This window comes from Salimicrobium album (genome assembly GCF_900107115.1).
Classification (GTDB): domain Bacteria; phylum Bacillota; class Bacilli; order Bacillales; family Halobacillaceae; genus Salimicrobium; species Salimicrobium album.
The window spans coordinates 1-16,334 of the sequence record NZ_FNOS01000009.1; the positions used below are offsets into that span (position 1 = coordinate 1).

Consider the following 16,334-nt stretch of genomic DNA (forward strand, 5'->3'; position numbering starts at 1 on the left):
CAGGCAGTCCGGCCCGGCAAAAAAGAAAGAGCACTTTTTGACTGTCCGTCTGCCTGCGCCTTCGTTTCTGAACGGTCAGCTCCACTTTTAGCTTATCCAGTTGCACCAACCAGAAGCTTCGTCCATAAGCAGTCTCTCCCGTTTCGGAAAAACCGCCGAACCCGGGTGATTCTGCTTATGTTCCCGCTTCTCCCGGTTGGTTCCGCTTTTAGCTTTATCCAGTTCCACTGACCAGAAACTTGGGACCCAGGCAGTCCGGCCCGGCAAAAAAGAAAGAGCACTTTTTGACTGTCCGTCTGCCTGCGCCTTCGTTTCTGAACGGTCAGCTCCACTTTTAGCTGGACATGTAGAGGCCGCCGTTGATGTGGATGAACTGGCCGGTCATGTATGTCGAGTCGTCGGATGCGAGCAGGACATAGCTGCCTACGTGCTCCACCGGCTGACCCGGACGTCCCATCGGTGTATTCGTACCGAACTGTTCCACTTTATCTTCATCAAACGTGGCAGGGATCAATGGTGTCCATATCGGTCCGGGCGCTACTCCGTTCACACGTATACCTTTATTTACAAGCTGCTGGGCCATGGAACGGGTGAACGCTACGACGGCACCTTTCGAAGAAGTATAGTCCACGAGCTGAGGGTTCCCTGTATACGGGTTGATGGAAGCCGTATTGATAATAGAGCTTCCTCTCTCCAGGTGAGGGATGGCCGCTTTCGTCAGATGGAACATAGAGAAGATATTCGTCCGGAACGTCTGCTCCAGCTGTTCTGCCGAAATGTTCAGCAGGTCGTCCGTCGGATGCTGCTCAGCCGCATTGTTTACGAGTACATCCAGTTTACCGAACTCGCTGAGGGTTTTTTCGACGATATTTTTACAGTGCGTTTCATCACCGACGTCTCCCGGGAGAAGGAGTGCTTTTTGACCTTCCGCTTCGATAAGCTTTGCGGTATCTTCGGCGTCCTGGTGTTCTTCCAGATAAGAGATGGCTACATCGGCACCTTCCCTGGCATAACCGATAGCTACGGAGCGGCCGATGCCGCTGTCGGCTCCTGTAATCAGAGCGATTTTACCTTTCAGTTTATCACCGCTCCGGTAATCTTCATCCGCATGAAGCGGTTTCGGGTCCATTTTCCCTTCCACGCCGGGCTGATGCGATTGTTCCTGCTTCGGCTGTCCTTCTGTCTGTCGATCAAAACGTTCCATGTTAAGATCCTCCTTCTATATAAGTTAATGATTTATAGTAATGGTCAGTAGTTATGCTTTCTAACTTCTATCATTCCACCTGTAAAAAAAATCAAACTCCCCTTCCATAATTTGTCCGTGTGCGATAAGATGAACGGTAACTTTTATAAGAGGAGGGAAGGATATGAAACTGGAATCCGCACGACTGACTCTGCGTCCATACCGGGAGACGGATGCAGAACGGGCAGCTGAGCTGGCGAATGATAAGGAGATCGCCCGGAGAACCTTCGTGCCGCATCCATATACGGTGGAGCACGCCGAAACGTGGATCGCCACGCACGAAGAAGCGATAGAAGAAGGCACGGCGTACCCTCTTGCAATAATCGAAAAGGAAAGCGGAGAGCTTACTGGTACGATGACGCTGCGAGTGAACCGGAAACATAAAAACGGCGAGCTCGCCTATTGGGTCGGGCGGCCGTTCTGGGGGAGAGGGTATGCTTCGGAAGCGGCCCGCTGCATTGCAGACTTCGGATTCGATGAGCTTGAGCTTGAACGTATGTGGGGAAGAGCGCTGGCGGATAATATTCCTTCCCAGAAGGTGATGAAGAGCGTCGGACTATGCTATGAGGGCGCCCTGCGCCATGAGATTCTCCACGACGGAGAATTCAAGGACACATACATGTACGGGATGATCCGGGCAGATCGTTTGAGTAAATAGGAAAAGCCGGCATGAGTCCAGGACTCGTGCCGGCTTTTTTCATGTCAGAGATAATCGCTCGATAATGACGTCGGCGACCTGTTCTTCAGTATAACCGTCCGTAAGAAACCGTTCGTGGTGGTCGCGATAGACGGATTTCCTTTCCTCGAACAGCTGACGGATCTCTTCTGTCGTTTTATTACGGAGGACAGGGCGGTCTTCCATCAGTTCGTCGATCCTGCTTTTCCATATTTCCCAGGAAATATCGAGAAATACTACGTGGCATTGTTCCATACACACGTCTCTGATTTCTTCCTGCAGAAAAGCGCCCCCTCCGAGAGAAAGAATAGTGCCGGGCTGTTTTGCATAGTAAGAGATGAATTTCTTCTCTTCATCGCGGAACATCTTTTCCCCGTACGCCTTGAACATGTCGCGTATTTTCATATCGTGATACCGTTCGATTTCTTTGTCGACATCGATGAACGTACGGTTCAGTTTCTCACTGAGAAGGGAACCGACCGTCGTTTTACCGACTCCCATAAATCCGATGATGGCAATGCTTTTTTCCATAGCGAAAATCTCCCTGCCTATTGATACTTGCGCAGCTGAGCGATCGTTTTGTCCAGTTCTTCAATCGGTATCTGGCCCGGCGCTGAGGCGTGCTCTCCTACAGCGTACGTAATGACGGAACCGAAATACCACGCAAACATCCGGGTTACGGTACCGAGTCCGCCCATCGCCATCGTAATGACCGGTATGCCGAGGGAACGTTTTGCTCCTTCCGTGACGGTAAGAAGGCGGAGGACATCCTGTTTATTCTCCGGAGTGACGGCCAGTTTCGCGTAATCTGCCCCTTTCTTCTCAGCCTCCCGGAGAATGGCGTGCATCTCTTCGGAGGAGGGGGTGGAGTCGAAATCGTGAAAGGATAAAATAAGCTGCTTGTTGTTCGAAGATGCCGCTTCTTTTACACGTTCAACGTCCTCCTCGGGCTGTCTGAGTTCAAAATCGAGAAGAGAGACGTGTGAGTTGGCAGCTACACGTTCGATCAGCTCCACTTTGTGGGACTGGTCGATATCGGTCTGGTCTCCTCCTTCTTTCTGGTCGCGGATGGTGAACAGAAGCGGGATGTCCTTTTTCACTTCTCCAATCGTTTCAAGAGTCTCGAGAACGTGTTCCGTGTCTGCAAGATTCCGGAAGTGATCGGCTCTCCATTCAAAAAGGTCCGGATTCTTCGGTACTATGGAACGCACTTCTTCCGTCACATCTTCCATCGTTTGTCCTGTGACGGGAGTACAGATATTCACATCGTTCTGTTTCAGCATGTATAAACCCTCCCCGTTGGTAATATGTGTTTCATTTTACTTGAAAGGGTAAGAGAACGACAGGGAAAAGGGGGAAAATTTAAAATTCTGCGGATTGCTGCACACATTTATTCAAGAATACTTCGTCACAGAGCGGCAGAAATGTGTATAATTGGTACAGAATGAACGAACAGATGGAGTGATTAAAGTATGAATGATAAACAAAGAGTAGGAATCGTATTCGGCGGAAAGTCTGCCGAGCACGAAGTCTCCCTGCAGTCTGCGAAAAATGTCGTGGATGCGATCGACAAAGAGAAGTATGATGTAACGCTGATCGGTATCGATAAGCAGGGGAACTGGCATGTGAATGACGTAAGCAATTACCTGGAAAATGAAGACGACCCTGCCAACATCCGCCTTCACCATTCGGATGAAGCGGTGGCGATTGTGCCGGGACGGGAAGAGAGCCAGGTTCTTCAAGTGTCAAAATCAGAGGCGCTGGAGCAGCTGGACGTCGTATTCCCGATTTTACACGGGACACTCGGGGAAGACGGAAGCATTCAGGGGATGCTTAGAATCGCCAATCTCCCGTACGTCGGCCCGGACATCCTCGGCTCGGCCGTATGTATGGACAAAGATGTGGCCAAACGTCTGCTGCGCGAAGGGGGACTTGAGGTCGCGAAATCTCTCACTCTCCGTAAGAGAGACAGAGGGGAGGTCACTTTCCACAAGGCAGCCCGTACTCTTGGTACGCCGTTCTTCATCAAGCCTGCCAGTCAGGGCTCCTCGGTCGGAGTAAGTAAAGTGAAAACAGAAGAGGAGTTTGAAGAAGCTCTGTCGGAAGCCTTTCTTTACGATAAAAAAGTTTTGATTGAAGAAAATGTGGACGGCAGAGAGCTGGAATGTGCCATCCTCGGCAACGAACAGCCGAAAGCCTCCCAGATCGGAGAAATCCTCCCGGCCGGAGACTTTTATTCCTACGAGTCGAAATATATTGATGAAAGCGGGGCCGGCCTGCAGCTGCCAGCGCAGCTGACGGATAACGAAAAAGAAAGAATCCGTACCGCTGCCGTTCGCGCCTTCGAAATTTTGGAGTGTGAAGGAATGGCCCGTGTCGATTTCTTCCTTACTGGAGAAGGGAAACTTGTCATCAATGAAATAAATACCATTCCCGGATTCACGAAAATAAGTATGTATCCGAAACTTTGGGATATAAGCGGTATCCCTTATCCGAAGCTGATCGATGAGCTTCTGCAGCTCGGAATCCAAAGATACGAACGCGACAATCAGTTAAAAAATACGGTGGAATAACGGAAAGCCCGGGCAGCTTGTGATGGCCCGGGCTTTTCATTATTTATTCAGTCTTCCCACGTTTCTTCAAGGACGCGCACCCAGTTTTTCCAGGCGATTTTCTCCAGTTCATCTTCAGTGAACCCATCTTCTTCCAAAGCTTCCAGCACTTTTCTGCTTCCGGTTACATCCTGAAGGACATCCGGGATTGTAGTACCGTCGAAGTCCGAACCGAAGGCCACGTGGTCCACGCCGACGAAATCGGCGATATAACGGAAATGGGCGATAATCTCCTCCATCGATACGTCCGTGTCGAACTTACCGTCCGCCCGCAGCATGTTTACGGCGAAATTGATACCGATCACCCCGCCGGAATCAGCGATTGTCCTGATCTGTTCGTCCGTCAGGTTCCGGGCATTCGGACAGAGGGAGTGGACGTTCGAATGAGTGGCTACGACAGGCGCGACCGTTGCATGGGCGACATTCCAGAAACCTCTTTCCGTCAGATGGCTCGTATCTACCATAATACCGAGGTGGTTACAGTGATGCAGGAGTTCAAAGCCTTTCTCCGTGAGACCGTCCCCCGTGTCAGGGGAAGACGGATAACAGAAAGGGACGCCTTCTCCGAAATCATTATTTCTGCTCCATACCGGTCCGATGGAACGAAGGCCTGTTTTGTACAGGACATAGAGGGAGTCGAAGGATAAATCAATCGCTTCCGCTCCCTCTATGTGAAAAATTGCAGCCATTTTTCCCTGATCGATGGAATCTTTCAGTTCTTTTACGTTCCGGACGACCCGGAAGGTATGAGGGTTTTCTTTTTCCGTCCGAAAGAGCTGGGAAGCGAGCTTATGCGTGAAGGTAAGTGCTTCCGCCTGGGTAATCACTTCGGGGAGCGGGAATTTGTACCCGTTCTCATTCATGAAATCTTCCCGGTTCTCTTCCCTTTCCGGACTCGGAGTGTACATCGCAAAAAATCCACCAGCGAACCCTGATTTTTGGGCGCGTTCATAGTCGATATGTGTATGCTCCAGCGGATGGAAAAAAGAGGTGAGGCCATCCTGCAGGTGCAGCAGTGTGTCGTTGTGTCCGTCAAAAATCGGTATATTTTTCTTCATAAAAACTCCTCCTTCTGTGATTCATTCCCGTTAAAGAATCCGTTTAATTCATACTTTTCACCGGTGAATTATGATAAAATAAATAAAGACTCTAAAACATACGCAGTTTCATTATACTTGAAAATGTTCACGTACCTAATGATTCACGTGAAACATCGTATGTGTGATCGTAAAAAGGTGGTGTCTGATTTTGTTACATCCTTTCAACCGCTTGTTCGGCTTAGGTGATAAGCCGGAGCCCGAAAACCGGGAGCAGGAGAAAGAATCATATAATCCCGATGAAGTTCTTCAAATTCCGATTGCCAAAATCTATCCGAACCGCTTTCAGCCCCGGACGGTTTTTAGTGCGGAGAAAATAGCCGAACTGGCTCAGACGTTACATACGCATGGAATGATTCAGCCCATCGTTGTACGCGAGGCCGAAGACGGAGAATATGAACTGATTGCCGGGGAACGGAGATGGCGCGCTTCCCAGTCTTTGGGATGGGAAACGATTCCTGCGATCATTCGCGAAATGACGAATACACAGACGGCTTCTGTAGCTCTGATTGAGAACCTGCAAAGGGAAGAACTCTCGGTCATCGAAGAGGCGACGGCTTACCGGAAGCTCCTCGAAATGCACGAATTGACTCAGGAAGCACTGGCACAGCGTCTCGGGAAGAGTCAGTCTGCCATCGCCAATAAGCTTCGACTGCTGAAACTTCCGGAATTTGTACAGCAGGCCGTACTGGATAAAAATATTACGGAGCGCCACGCCCGGGCTCTCATTGCTTTAAAGGATACGGAAAAGATGGAAAAGCTGCTTCAGGAAATCATCGATGAAGGACTGAATGTGAAGCAGACGGAAGAGCGGATTGCGGAAATGAAAGATCCGAAAGAAAAGAAAAAACCTGCACCGAAGAAAAAGAAACCGAAAATCAAAGGTGTAAGTAAAGATATGAGAATCGCAATGAATACGATCCGCCAGTCTCTGGACATGGTGAAGGATACGGGTCTCGATGTAGAAACCGATGAAGAGGATTATGACGATTATTATCAGGTGACGATTAAAATTCCTAAAAATAAGCAATAACTTTCCGCAAGCTGCGCTTTCCCGTCGAAAGCTGTAGTTTTTCACAAAAGCGGTGGTATTCTTTAGAAAATGGCAGGTGTTGAAGGAATGGGAAAGATCATTTCTATCGCAAATCAAAAAGGGGGAGTCGGAAAGACGACGACCTCGGTGAACTTGAGTGCAGGTCTTGCGCATTTAGGATATAACGTTCTGCTCGTCGACATCGACCCTCAGGGAAACGCAACGAGCGGAGTAGGTGTGGAAAAAGGCGAGACGGAGGAGTGCATCTATAACGTGCTTATCGAAGAAGTAAGCATAACGAGCGTACTTAAACAGACCTCCACGGAACGTCTCGACGTCATTCCCGCCACTATTCAGCTGGCCGGTGCCGAAATCGAACTGGTCCCGGCGATTTCCCGGGAAGTCCGTCTGAAGAATGCTCTTGATGAAGTTAAAGAGAATTATGACTACGTCATCATTGACTGCCCCCCTTCACTCGGGCTGCTTACCCTCAATTCCCTCACAGCGTCCGATACGGTTATGATTCCTGTGCAGTGCGAATACTATGCCCTGGAAGGGTTGAGTCAGCTGCTTAACACCATCAGGCTGGTACAGAAGCATTTGAACAAACAGCTGCTGATCGAAGGTGTGGTACTTACGATGTTCGACGCCCGGACGAATCTGGCCTCCCAGGTGATGGAGGAAGTGAAGAAATATTTTCAGGATCGTGTGTATGAAGCAGTAGTACCGCGAAACGTCCGTCTCGGAGAAGCTCCGAGCTACGGGGAGCCGATCATCACCTATGACCCCCGTTCCCGCGGAGCCGAAGTCTATTTAGAACTCGCAAAGGAAGTGGTTGCCAATGGCGAAAGGGTTAGGTAGGGGTCTGAACGCTTTCTTTTCGGAAGAGGAAGCATCCAGAGATGAGCAGATAAAGGAAGTTTCACTGAATAAGTGTCGTCCCAATCCTTATCAGCCCCGGAAAGAATTCGAAGAAGAAGCGATTGAAGAACTGAAAACGTCCATTGAAGAACATGGCATTCTGCAGCCGATCATCGTTAGAAAAAGTATCCGCGGATACGAAATAGTAGTGGGAGAACGGAGGTTCCGCGCTGCAAAAATGGCGGGTCTCGAGAAGATCCCGGCGGTCGTAAGGGAAATGACCGACCAGCAGATGATGGAACTTGCGCTGCTGGAGAACCTGCAGCGGGAAGATCTGACCGCTCTCGAAGAAGGAGCGGCCTATCGCAACCTTATGGAAGAACTGGGCGTTACCCAGCAGGAACTTTCGGAACGTCTCGGAAAAAGCCGCTCCCATATCGCCAACCTCGTACGTCTCCTGTCACTTCCGCCCGAAATCACGCAAAAAGTGAATGAAGGACTGCTGACGATGGGCCACGCCCGGGCTCTTTTAAGCCTCGAAGATGACAGCAAACTGCTTTCTGTAGCTGTGCGGATCGAGAACGAAGGACTGAACGTCAGACAGACAGAGCAGCTGGTGTCCCGCCTGAACCAACCGGCTGTAAAGAGTAGAGCGAAAGAAACGAAAGATATTTTTATTCAGGAACGGGAAGATGTGCTGAAGCAGCGGCTCGGGACCGGGGTAAAAATCAAAAAAGGAAAGAAAAAAGGAAAAATCGAAATCGAATTCGCAAGTGACGAAGATCTGGAAAGACTTCTCCACTGGTTTGATCAATAAAGAACAGTAACTGTCGTTTCCTTTTCCGGACAGTCGGGGAGGGGGACGACATTACTTTTTACGGTTTCGTGCAGGAAGAAGGGGAAAAACATGGTACTGCTGGGGACGATAATCAACGGAATATGTATTGTGGGAGGAACGCTTGTCGGTCTTTTCTTTACGAAGATACCGGCAACTTTCAAAGAGACGGTCATGAACGGCGTCGGTCTTGCTGTCATACTGATCGGACTGCAGATGGGGTTTGAAGTGAACAGCATCGTAATAGTTCTCTTAAGTCTCCTGTCGGGAGCGATTATCGGTGAAGCCCTTCATCTGGAAGAACGGCTGGAGGCCTTCGGAAAGTGGCTGGAGCGGAAGTTCATGAAATCGGGTTCCCAGACAGGACTTGCCGAAGCTTTCATTACGGCATCCCTCATCTTCGTAATAGGGGCTTTGTCTGTAATCGGAGCGCTGGACGGGGGATTGAGGAACGATCACGAGGTGCTTATCACGAAAGGAATCATCGATGGTTTCGTAGCCGTCGTGCTGACCTCTACGTTCGGGGTGGGAGTGATCTTCTCCGTCATCCCGGTCGTCCTTTATGAAGGAAGTATCGCCTTGTTGGCTACGCAGATAAACCGGTGGGTGCCGGAGCAGATGCTTGATCTGTTTATAACGGATATGACTGCTACCGGGGGCCTTATGATCGTAGCGATCGGTCTGAGCATCCTTAATGTCACCAAAATACGTGTAGCGAACCTCTTACCTGCCCTCGTCATGGTAGGGGTCATCATTTACATCCAGCAGCTTTTCTGACGGGAGTAAGAGAAAGATGGCAGCTGCACCTTTCTTTACTTTCCTCCATAATTTTCATACATTTGTAGTAAACAGCAGGCAGAATAGAGAAAGAGGTGATGTCGTTGAACGGAGAAGGGGAAACCGTGAGAGAAACCTGGGATATATGGAAAGAGGTTCTGATGAACCCTGAACTCTGGATCAGATTAGGGGAAGCAGTTCTCCAGGTCATTTTCATCCTAATACTTGCAACGGTAGTAATTAAAGTAGGTACGAAGGTTATCGATCAGTTTTACGGCAGAAGGAAGAAAGGTCCTTTCCGCATTTCCGCGCGAAGGGAAACGACACTGACGAAGCTGTCCAAAAATACGCTGGCTTACATCGTGTATTTCACAGCCCTCGTGATGATCCTCGAGACGTTCTCCATAAACGTGGGAGCACTGATTGCCGGGGCCGGGGTTGCAGGACTCGCCATCGGTTTCGGTGCCCAGAACCTGGTCAGGGATATTATAAGCGGATTCTTCATCATCTTCGAAGACCAGTTCTCTGTCGGTGATTTCATCGGGACGGCCGGTGTGGAAGGGTTCGTAATAGAAATTGGACTCCGGACCAGTAAAGTGAAAAGCTGGGGGGGCGAAATCCACATCATTCCGAACGGTAACATTACACAGGTGACGAACTATTCCATCGATAATGCTGCTGCGATCGTCGATGTGAAGGTGGCCTATGAGAGTGATTTCGAGAAAGCGGAGCAGGTAATCAATGAGCTGCTTAAAGAAATGCCTTCCCGCTACAGCAGTATGATTTCCACGCCTGAAGTATTGGGAGTCGTGGACCTGGCGCCTTCTGAGATCACGTTACGTATCTTCGCCGAGACGCTGCCGATGGAACACTGGCCTGTCGGCAGGGCGATCAGAAAAGAAGTGAAACTGCGTCTTGATGAGGAAGGAATCGAAATTCCGTTCCCTCGTATTGTTATGTATTCACGAGAAGGTACAGGAGGGGTGCAAGGTGGAGAAAGAGTATAAGTTGAATGATATAGTGGAAATGAAAAAAGCTCATCCGTGCGGGGAGAACCGGTGGAAGATCATCAGAATGGGTGCGGACATCCGTATTAAATGTGAAGGGTGCGGGCACAGTGTAATGGTCCCCCGCCGCGAATTCAACAAAAAGATGAAAAAAGTACTGGTGAAAGCCGAAGACTGACTGTTTCACGTGGAACAATACAGGAATTTTCATAGTGGAAATCATTTATTTCAGCCGATAGTGAGGACTCTTTTTTCCTTTTCTATCGGTTGTTATTTTGGAGTGTACTATCTATAATTGGTATGACATATGCGCAAAGTCTCTAAGGAGGAAAACCTAAATGGCACTAACAGCAGGAATTGTAGGCTTACCGAACGTCGGAAAGTCTACGCTATTTAACGCAATTACACAGGCGGGAGCCGTCTCTGCGAACTATCCGTTCGCAACGATCGACCCGAACGTCGGCATCGTGGAAGTTCCGGACGCCCGTCTGCAGAAGCTTACGGAACTTGTGAATCCGAAAAAAACGACCCCCACTGCTTTTGAATTTACGGATATCGCCGGCATCGTCGAAGGTGCCAGTAAAGGGGAAGGACTTGGTAACCAGTTCCTCTCCCACATTCGTCAGGTGGATGCGATCTGTCACGTCGTCCGCGCTTTCGAGGACGATGAAGTGACCCACGTCTCCGGTCGGGTCGATCCGATCTCAGATATTGAAACTATTAATCTGGAACTGATCCTTGCCGATCTCGAAACAATCAACAAACGTCTCGACCGTGTGGAAAAAATGGCGAGACAGAAAGATAAAGAAGCGCTCGCCGAGAAAGACGTGCTCACCCGTCTGAAAGAAGCACTTGAATCCGAACAGCCGGCCCGCGCCCTGGAACTCTCGAAAGAAGAGGAGAAATACCGGAAAGGGCTGCACCTGCTTACAGCAAAACCGATTCTTTATGTGGCGAACGTCGCAGAGGATGAAATCGGTGAAGCTGAAAATGAAAACGTGAAGCGCATTCGTGAATTTGCGGAGAAAGAAGATGCAGAAGTCATCACCATCTGCGCAAAAATCGAATCGGAAATCGCCGAGCTTGAAGGGGAGGAAAGAGCAGAATTCCTCGAAGACCTGGGAATTGCAGAAGCCGGTCTCGACCAGCTCATTAAAGCTACGTACAACCTTCTTGGTCTGGCCACTTATTTTACAGCCGGCGAGGAAGAAGTCCGGGCATGGACCTTCCGCAAAGGGATGACTGCTCCGCAGGCGGCAGGAATCATCCACACCGATTTCGAAAAAGGGTTCATCAAAGCCGAAACTGTGTCATATGAGGATCTCATCGAAGGCGGTTCCATGGCGAAAGCCAAGGAAAACGGTAAAGTACGTTTAGAAGGTAAAGAGTATATCGTAAAAGACGGAGACGTCATCCACTTCCGATTCAATGTTTAAGTGATGGTTGCAAAAAATCAGGAATTATGGTATTATAACTAGCTGTGAGTAATAATATACGATTACTCCTTGCCTTTTGCAGAGCAGAAGGCCGCTAAGTCCATAAGGAGGTGAACACGGATGAGAAATTACGAAATCATGTACATCATCCGCCCGGATATTGAGGAGGATGCGAAGACTTCTGTCAAAGAACGCTTCAACAATATCCTTTCTGAGAACGGTGCGGAGATTGATGAGACAAAAGAAATGGGTAAACGTCGCCTTTTCCACGAAATCAAAGATTATCGCGACGGTATCTATGTAACAGTCAATTTCAAAGGAACAGCTGACGCTATCAATGAATTTGATCGCCAGGCTAAGTTCTCTGATGATATTATTCGTCATATCGCTGTACGCGAAGACGATCAATAAAGGGGTGGTCTGATGTTGAATCGTGTCGTTTTAGTCGGCAGGTTAACGAAGGATCCTGATTTGCGCTATACACCGAATGGTGTAGCTGTCGCTAATTTCACCATCGCTGTAAATCGTCCGTTTTCCAACAACCAGGGAAACAATGATGCGGATTTCATTAACTGCGTCGTATGGAGAAGAGCAGCGGAAAACCTGGCGAATTTTATGAGTAAAGGCAGTCAGGTCGGTGTAGACGGACGGTTGCAGACCCGGAGCTTCGATAACAAAGAAGGTCGTCGTGTGTTTGTTACGGAAGTCGTAGCCGACAGCGTCCAGTTTCTGGAATCAAAAGGCAGTTCCGGCGGCGGACAAAGTTCCCGCAGCGATCAGTCTTCAGGATACCAGGGCAATCAGAACCAACCATCACAAGGTAACTACGGACAGTCAAAAAATGATGACCCGTTCGCAGATGACGGGGAACCTATTGACATATCGGATGATGATCTACCATTCTAAGAGTACGGTACTCTTTACAAATTCTAAATGAAAAGGAGTGAACGCATATGGCACGTCGTGGACGTAGACGTAAGAAGGTTTGTTATTTCACAGCAAATGGCATAACCCATATCGATTACAAAGACACTGAGCTGCTTAAACGTTTCATCTCTGAGCGTGGGAAGATCCTTCCTCGCCGGGTAACAGGAACGTCTGCAAAATATCAGCGTAAATTGACGAAAGCTATCAAACGCTCCCGTCAAATGGCTCTGCTTCCTTATTCCACTGAATAGTAGCAGACGCAATCTCCCGACTTTTCTCGAAGAGTCGGGAGATTTTTTTATGGAATTTTGTTATTCTTGAAAGAAAGATACATAACAAAGGGGGAGAAAAGGTGCCGATTTGTGACAATTGCGGCTACAGGTGGAGCCGGAGAGATGTATGGAAAAAACTTTCTGTACAGGCGAGAGGTGCGTGTCCTTCGTGCGGAACGATGCAGTACGTGACGGCTGAATCAAGGAAACGCGGAAGTATGTATATGCTGCTTGTTTTTCTCATTCTTATCGCTCAGGCGCTGTTCGATCTTCCGCTTTCATGGTCGATTATGATGCTGTTCGCTTTATTTTTCATCCTGATGATCTTCGTAATCCCCCGTGTGTACAAGCTTACCAGTGAACAGGAAGCCTTGTATTGAAAGGAGGCATACGTCTTCTTTTTTGGATTATAAAAATCTTTAAAAATATCTTGCATTCGAGATAAATATGTTTTATAATTATCTCAGATTCGAAATATTGGAGGTACAACGATGACTAACGTAACACTGGATAAAGTCCACAGCAGTCTTGATTTTCAGATTAAACACATGATGGTATCCAAAGCGAAGGGTACTTTCCAAAACTTTGATGTCGATTTCGACGGAAGTATTGAAGATTTGGAGAATGCTTCTGTTAAAGTAGTAATTCCGGTTGAGTCCATCGACACCGGACAAAAAGACCGTGACAATCATCTAAAAAACGGAGATTTCTTTGAAGCGGAAAATTATCCGAACTTTGAATTTGTAAGTAAAAAAATCGAGAAGATCTCTGACGATGAATACAAGTTCACAGGTGACTTCACGATGAAAGGTGTCACGAATGAGGAAACATTCACTGTAGAATACAACGGTACTTCGAAAAGCCCTATGGACGGCAGCACGGTAGCCGGCTTTGACGTAGAAGGGAAAATCAACCGCGAAGCCTACGGCGTGAGTTTCAACGCTCCACTCGAGACCGGTGGAGTTATGCTCGGCCGCGATGTGAAATTTACAGGGAACTTTGAATTCATTGTAGAATAAAATAAATGAGTAAAGAAAAACCGGACTTTCAGCGATCTGAAAGTCCGGTTTTTTAATACTGAATTTTACGCTGGTCTGCAGAAACGAGGCTACGGTCAAAGTGCTGGATCAAGCCCATGAAATACTGGATGAATACGCCGCTGAAAAGCATAGTGATAATGGTGCCCACCCCTACAGCCCCGTTGAAATAAAGAGCGAAAAGAACGAGTACGACGCTGATGGCAGCGCGTGATATCGTTACGTTCCATCCGGTAAGGTTATGGATGACGAGCATCATCCGGTCAAACGGGATAGGAGCAAAATCCGCCTGCAGGTTGATGGAAATGCCGAGCGCTGATATGACCATACCGAGAAAGAATACGATACTCTGCAGCCATACGCTCTCGGGAGTGACGATCCCCTCCAGCGTAAAGACCCAGAAGTCGATTCCGGCGCCGGTAATGAGAGAAGTGATGATGGCAAGCATTTCGGGACGTCTTTTTTCGGCCACCGCGTTGAAAATAATCATCGAAATACCGACGACGATTTCCCAGCTGCCGATCGTCAGGCCGACGCTGCGGTACAAACCGACGAGCAGCGCGTCGAAGGGGGAAGTTCCGAGTCCGCCGAGAACCGTGAGAGAGATGCCGAGAGTGAGTATGAGCAGTCCGGAAAAATAGTAGCCGGCCCGCTGATAAATCCGTTTCACCGTGCATCCCTCCTTTATACGTATCATGCTACTATACATAAAATAAGGTTTTTTTTCAATAAAAATGCGTGGTGCTATAATGAGAAGAGAGGTGAGATGATGAATAAAATAATGATCGTGGAAGATGATCCAAAAATAGCCGAACATTTACACACTTATTTGAACAAGTACGGATATGAAGTCGAAGAAGCGAAGAATTGGACAGACATTACATCAGATTTTGAGAAGTATCGTCCCAATCTCGTTCTTTTGGATATCAATCTTCCGAAATATGACGGGTTTTACTGGTGCCGTCAGATCCGAAATCGGTCGCTTTGTCCAGTGGTTTTCCTTTCGGCAAGGACCGGCGGAATGGAGCAGGTGATGGCAATTGAAAACGGTGGGGACGACTATATTACGAAACCATTTGCCCCCGAAGTGGTGATTGCCAAAATAAAAGGCCAACTCCGCCGTGCTTACGGGGAATATGCAGTCTCCCGGGAGAGAGTGGTCGAGAAAAAAGGGGTAACTCTTTTTCCGGAACGGATGGAACTTCATTACGGACAATATAACGTCACTCTTACGAAACGGGAAGCCGATATACTCGAACTATTATTCGATCGAGAACCCCGCGTGGCAGGACGCGAGGATCTGTTAGAGCGGCTTTGGGAAAATCAGGCCTTCGTCGATGAGAATACACTTAACGTCAACATTACGAGAGCACGTAAGAAGTTACAACAGCTTGGAATCGAGAACGCGATCGAGACGGTGCGCGGGGCAGGATATCGTCTCATCATCACCTGGGAAGAAAGATGAAGTTATTTCTGAAAGAGCATCAGCTGCTTTTTTTCGTTCAGGTTGTTCAGTTTACCAGTATCGCTTTTCTGCTTTATATAGATGGCTATACGAATATTCCTGTACTGATGTACGTTCTCGGACTCGCATTCTTTTTCCTGTTTGTTTATCTTGTCTATCAGTATGTGACGAGGAAACGGATTTACGAACGGCTCGGGAAATCCATGGGATCTCTCGATGAAGCTATGGAACATAGTGGAGATACCCCGTTTGCGGAAGCTTTCGATGATTTATTGAAACGGCAATACCAGCTGTATCAGCAGGAGTTGATGGAAACGGCTAAACAGAAAGAGGAGCATCTCATGTTCATTGAACGCTGGGTTCATCAGATGAAAACCCCGCTCTCGGTCATTGAACTGACGTCCAAAGAAGTGGAAGAACCCGCTTCCTCGAATATACGGGAAGAAACGGATCGTATGAAAAATGGGTTAAAAAACGTGTTGTACATGACACGTATGCGTTCTGTAGAAGATGATTTTAAAGTGGAGCCTGTTTCTCTCGGCGATTCCGTTGAGGAAGTTGTCGAAGATAATAAACGTTATTTTATACGGAATCAAGTTTATCCAAAGATGGAAACGACGGATGCGTTTGTGGAAACAGATAAGAAGTGGCTCGGGTTCATACTGCATCAGTTTGTTCAGAACGCGGTAAAATATTCCACCGGAAAAGCTCAACAGGTAGTTATCAGCAACTATCAGGTTCAGGACCACTACGTTCTGGAAGTGAAAGACTTCGGCATCGGGATCCCTCCAGAGGACCAGCGGAGAATCTATAATCCTTTTTTTACAGGAGCGCATGGGCGGGCGTACCGGGAGTCTACAGGAATGGGCCTCTATATCGTGAAAGAAATAGTCGATCATCTTAATCATGTCATCGAAATGGAAAGCGTAGTCGGTGAAGGTACAACGTTCCGCATCATTTTCTCCGATACACAGTCGCTTTTTTCTGTCTGACTTTTCGCGCGATTGTCCCTTCCTTACATAAATGTAAGGAAGATGAAAGGAGATTCGATCGTTC

21 protein-coding genes are annotated in these 16,334 nt (G+C 48.2%); 16 read left to right on the plus strand and 5 right to left on the minus strand.

Translation table 11 applies throughout. The features are described from left to right. Nucleotides 1-334 precede the first annotated feature (334 nt). Entirely contained in the window at nt 335-1,204 is an 870-nt protein-coding gene (locus BLU03_RS12680) for an SDR family oxidoreductase (RefSeq protein ID WP_093108143.1), read from the minus strand. Between the two features lie 163 nt (nt 1,205-1,367). On the opposite strand from BLU03_RS12680, the gene BLU03_RS12685 reads away from it, so the two are divergent. Further along, the gene (locus BLU03_RS12685; protein WP_093108145.1) at nt 1,368-1,901 is read left to right on the plus strand and encodes a GNAT family N-acetyltransferase; all 534 of its coding nucleotides are present in this window, start codon (nt 1,368-1,370) and stop codon (nt 1,899-1,901) included. A gap of 39 nt (nt 1,902-1,940) precedes the next feature. Here the strand turns inward: BLU03_RS12685 and BLU03_RS12690 are convergent, their stop codons facing one another. Together BLU03_RS12690 and aroD are read right to left on the minus strand one after the other, a co-directional pair. Then, nucleotides 1,941-2,450 carry a shikimate kinase gene (locus BLU03_RS12690; protein WP_076572410.1) on the minus strand — a complete coding sequence of 170 codons (510 nt, stop codon included), beginning with the start codon at nt 2,448-2,450 and terminating at the stop codon, nt 1,941-1,943. Between the two features lie 17 nt (nt 2,451-2,467). After that, nucleotides 2,468-3,202, minus strand: a complete 735-nt coding sequence (gene aroD, locus BLU03_RS12695) for a type I 3-dehydroquinate dehydratase (RefSeq protein ID WP_093108147.1) — start codon at nt 3,200-3,202, stop codon at nt 2,468-2,470. A 189-nt stretch (nt 3,203-3,391) separates the two neighbouring features. On the opposite strand from aroD, the gene ddlA reads away from it, so the two are divergent. Beyond that, the gene (gene ddlA / locus BLU03_RS12700) at nt 3,392-4,492 is read left to right on the plus strand and encodes a D-alanine--D-alanine ligase (RefSeq protein ID WP_093108149.1); all 1,101 of its coding nucleotides are present in this window, start codon (nt 3,392-3,394) and stop codon (nt 4,490-4,492) included. A 47-nt stretch (nt 4,493-4,539) separates the two neighbouring features. On the opposite strand, the gene BLU03_RS12705 is transcribed toward ddlA, so the two are convergent. Continuing rightward, nucleotides 4,540-5,589, minus strand: a complete 1,050-nt coding sequence (locus BLU03_RS12705; protein WP_093108151.1) for a dipeptidase — start codon at nt 5,587-5,589, stop codon at nt 4,540-4,542. A 190-nt stretch (nt 5,590-5,779) separates the two neighbouring features. Between BLU03_RS12705 and noc the strand changes: the two genes are divergently transcribed. The 12 genes from noc (at nt 5,780) to BLU03_RS12765 (ending at nt 13,795) form a co-directional block, all read left to right on the plus strand. Beyond that, complete coding sequence (gene noc / locus BLU03_RS12710; RefSeq protein WP_093108153.1) at nt 5,780-6,661, plus strand: nucleoid occlusion protein; 882 nt, start codon at nt 5,780-5,782, stop codon at nt 6,659-6,661. Between the two features lie 87 nt (nt 6,662-6,748). Beyond that, nucleotides 6,749-7,522 carry a ParA family protein gene (locus BLU03_RS12715; RefSeq protein ID WP_093108155.1) on the plus strand — a complete coding sequence of 258 codons (774 nt, stop codon included), beginning with the start codon at nt 6,749-6,751 and terminating at the stop codon, nt 7,520-7,522. Then, nucleotides 7,503-8,339, plus strand: a complete 837-nt coding sequence (locus tag BLU03_RS12720; RefSeq protein WP_093108157.1) for a ParB/RepB/Spo0J family partition protein — start codon at nt 7,503-7,505, stop codon at nt 8,337-8,339. Before BLU03_RS12715 ends, BLU03_RS12720 begins: the two co-directional genes overlap by 20 nt. Nucleotides 8,340-8,429: 90 nt before the next feature. Beyond that, entirely contained in the window at nt 8,430-9,134 is a 705-nt protein-coding gene (locus tag BLU03_RS12725; protein WP_093108159.1) for a DUF554 domain-containing protein, read from the plus strand. A gap of 98 nt (nt 9,135-9,232) precedes the next feature. Then, the gene (locus BLU03_RS12730) at nt 9,233-10,141 is read left to right on the plus strand and encodes a mechanosensitive ion channel family protein (RefSeq protein ID WP_407690274.1); all 909 of its coding nucleotides are present in this window, start codon (nt 9,233-9,235) and stop codon (nt 10,139-10,141) included. 19 nt (nt 10,142-10,160) lie between these two features. Next, the gene (locus tag BLU03_RS13800) at nt 10,161-10,319 is read left to right on the plus strand and encodes a DUF951 domain-containing protein (protein ID WP_233129735.1); all 159 of its coding nucleotides are present in this window, start codon (nt 10,161-10,163) and stop codon (nt 10,317-10,319) included. Nucleotides 10,320-10,479: 160 nt separating this feature from the next. Next, nucleotides 10,480-11,577, plus strand: a complete 1,098-nt coding sequence (gene ychF / locus BLU03_RS12740) for a redox-regulated ATPase YchF (protein WP_076572424.1) — start codon at nt 10,480-10,482, stop codon at nt 11,575-11,577. 120 nt (nt 11,578-11,697) lie between these two features. After that, nucleotides 11,698-11,988 (plus strand): 30S ribosomal protein S6, encoded by a 291-nt coding sequence (rpsF, locus tag BLU03_RS12745; RefSeq protein WP_008590335.1) that lies wholly within the window; start codon nt 11,698-11,700, stop codon nt 11,986-11,988. Nucleotides 11,989-12,000: 12 nt separating this feature from the next. Then, nucleotides 12,001-12,483 (plus strand): single-stranded DNA-binding protein, encoded by a 483-nt coding sequence (gene ssb / locus BLU03_RS12750; protein WP_008590337.1) that lies wholly within the window; start codon nt 12,001-12,003, stop codon nt 12,481-12,483. Nucleotides 12,484-12,530: 47 nt separating this feature from the next. Then, nucleotides 12,531-12,755 carry a 30S ribosomal protein S18 gene (gene rpsR, locus BLU03_RS12755; protein ID WP_008590340.1) on the plus strand — a complete coding sequence of 75 codons (225 nt, stop codon included), beginning with the start codon at nt 12,531-12,533 and terminating at the stop codon, nt 12,753-12,755. A gap of 101 nt (nt 12,756-12,856) precedes the next feature. Continuing rightward, nucleotides 12,857-13,156 (plus strand): TIGR04104 family putative zinc finger protein, encoded by a 300-nt coding sequence (locus tag BLU03_RS12760; protein WP_176765477.1) that lies wholly within the window; start codon nt 12,857-12,859, stop codon nt 13,154-13,156. Between the two features lie 111 nt (nt 13,157-13,267). Then, nucleotides 13,268-13,795, plus strand: coding sequence for a YceI family protein (locus tag BLU03_RS12765; protein ID WP_093108165.1), 528 nt, complete (start codon nt 13,268-13,270; stop codon nt 13,793-13,795). Nucleotides 13,796-13,847: 52 nt separating this feature from the next. On the opposite strand, the gene BLU03_RS12770 is transcribed toward BLU03_RS12765, so the two are convergent. Then, entirely contained in the window at nt 13,848-14,483 is a 636-nt protein-coding gene (locus BLU03_RS12770; RefSeq protein WP_093108167.1) for a YczE/YyaS/YitT family protein, read from the minus strand. A 99-nt stretch (nt 14,484-14,582) separates the two neighbouring features. Here BLU03_RS12770 and BLU03_RS12775 point away from each other — a divergent pair, with 99 nt between their 5' ends. Continuing rightward, entirely contained in the window at nt 14,583-15,278 is a 696-nt protein-coding gene (locus BLU03_RS12775; RefSeq protein ID WP_093108215.1) for a response regulator transcription factor, read from the plus strand. After that, a complete protein-coding gene (locus tag BLU03_RS12780; protein ID WP_093108169.1) occupies nt 15,275-16,270 on the plus strand; it encodes a sensor histidine kinase in 996 nt (331 codons plus the stop codon). The genes BLU03_RS12775 and BLU03_RS12780 overlap by 4 nt, the downstream gene beginning before the upstream one ends. Nucleotides 16,271-16,334 lie beyond the last annotated feature (64 nt).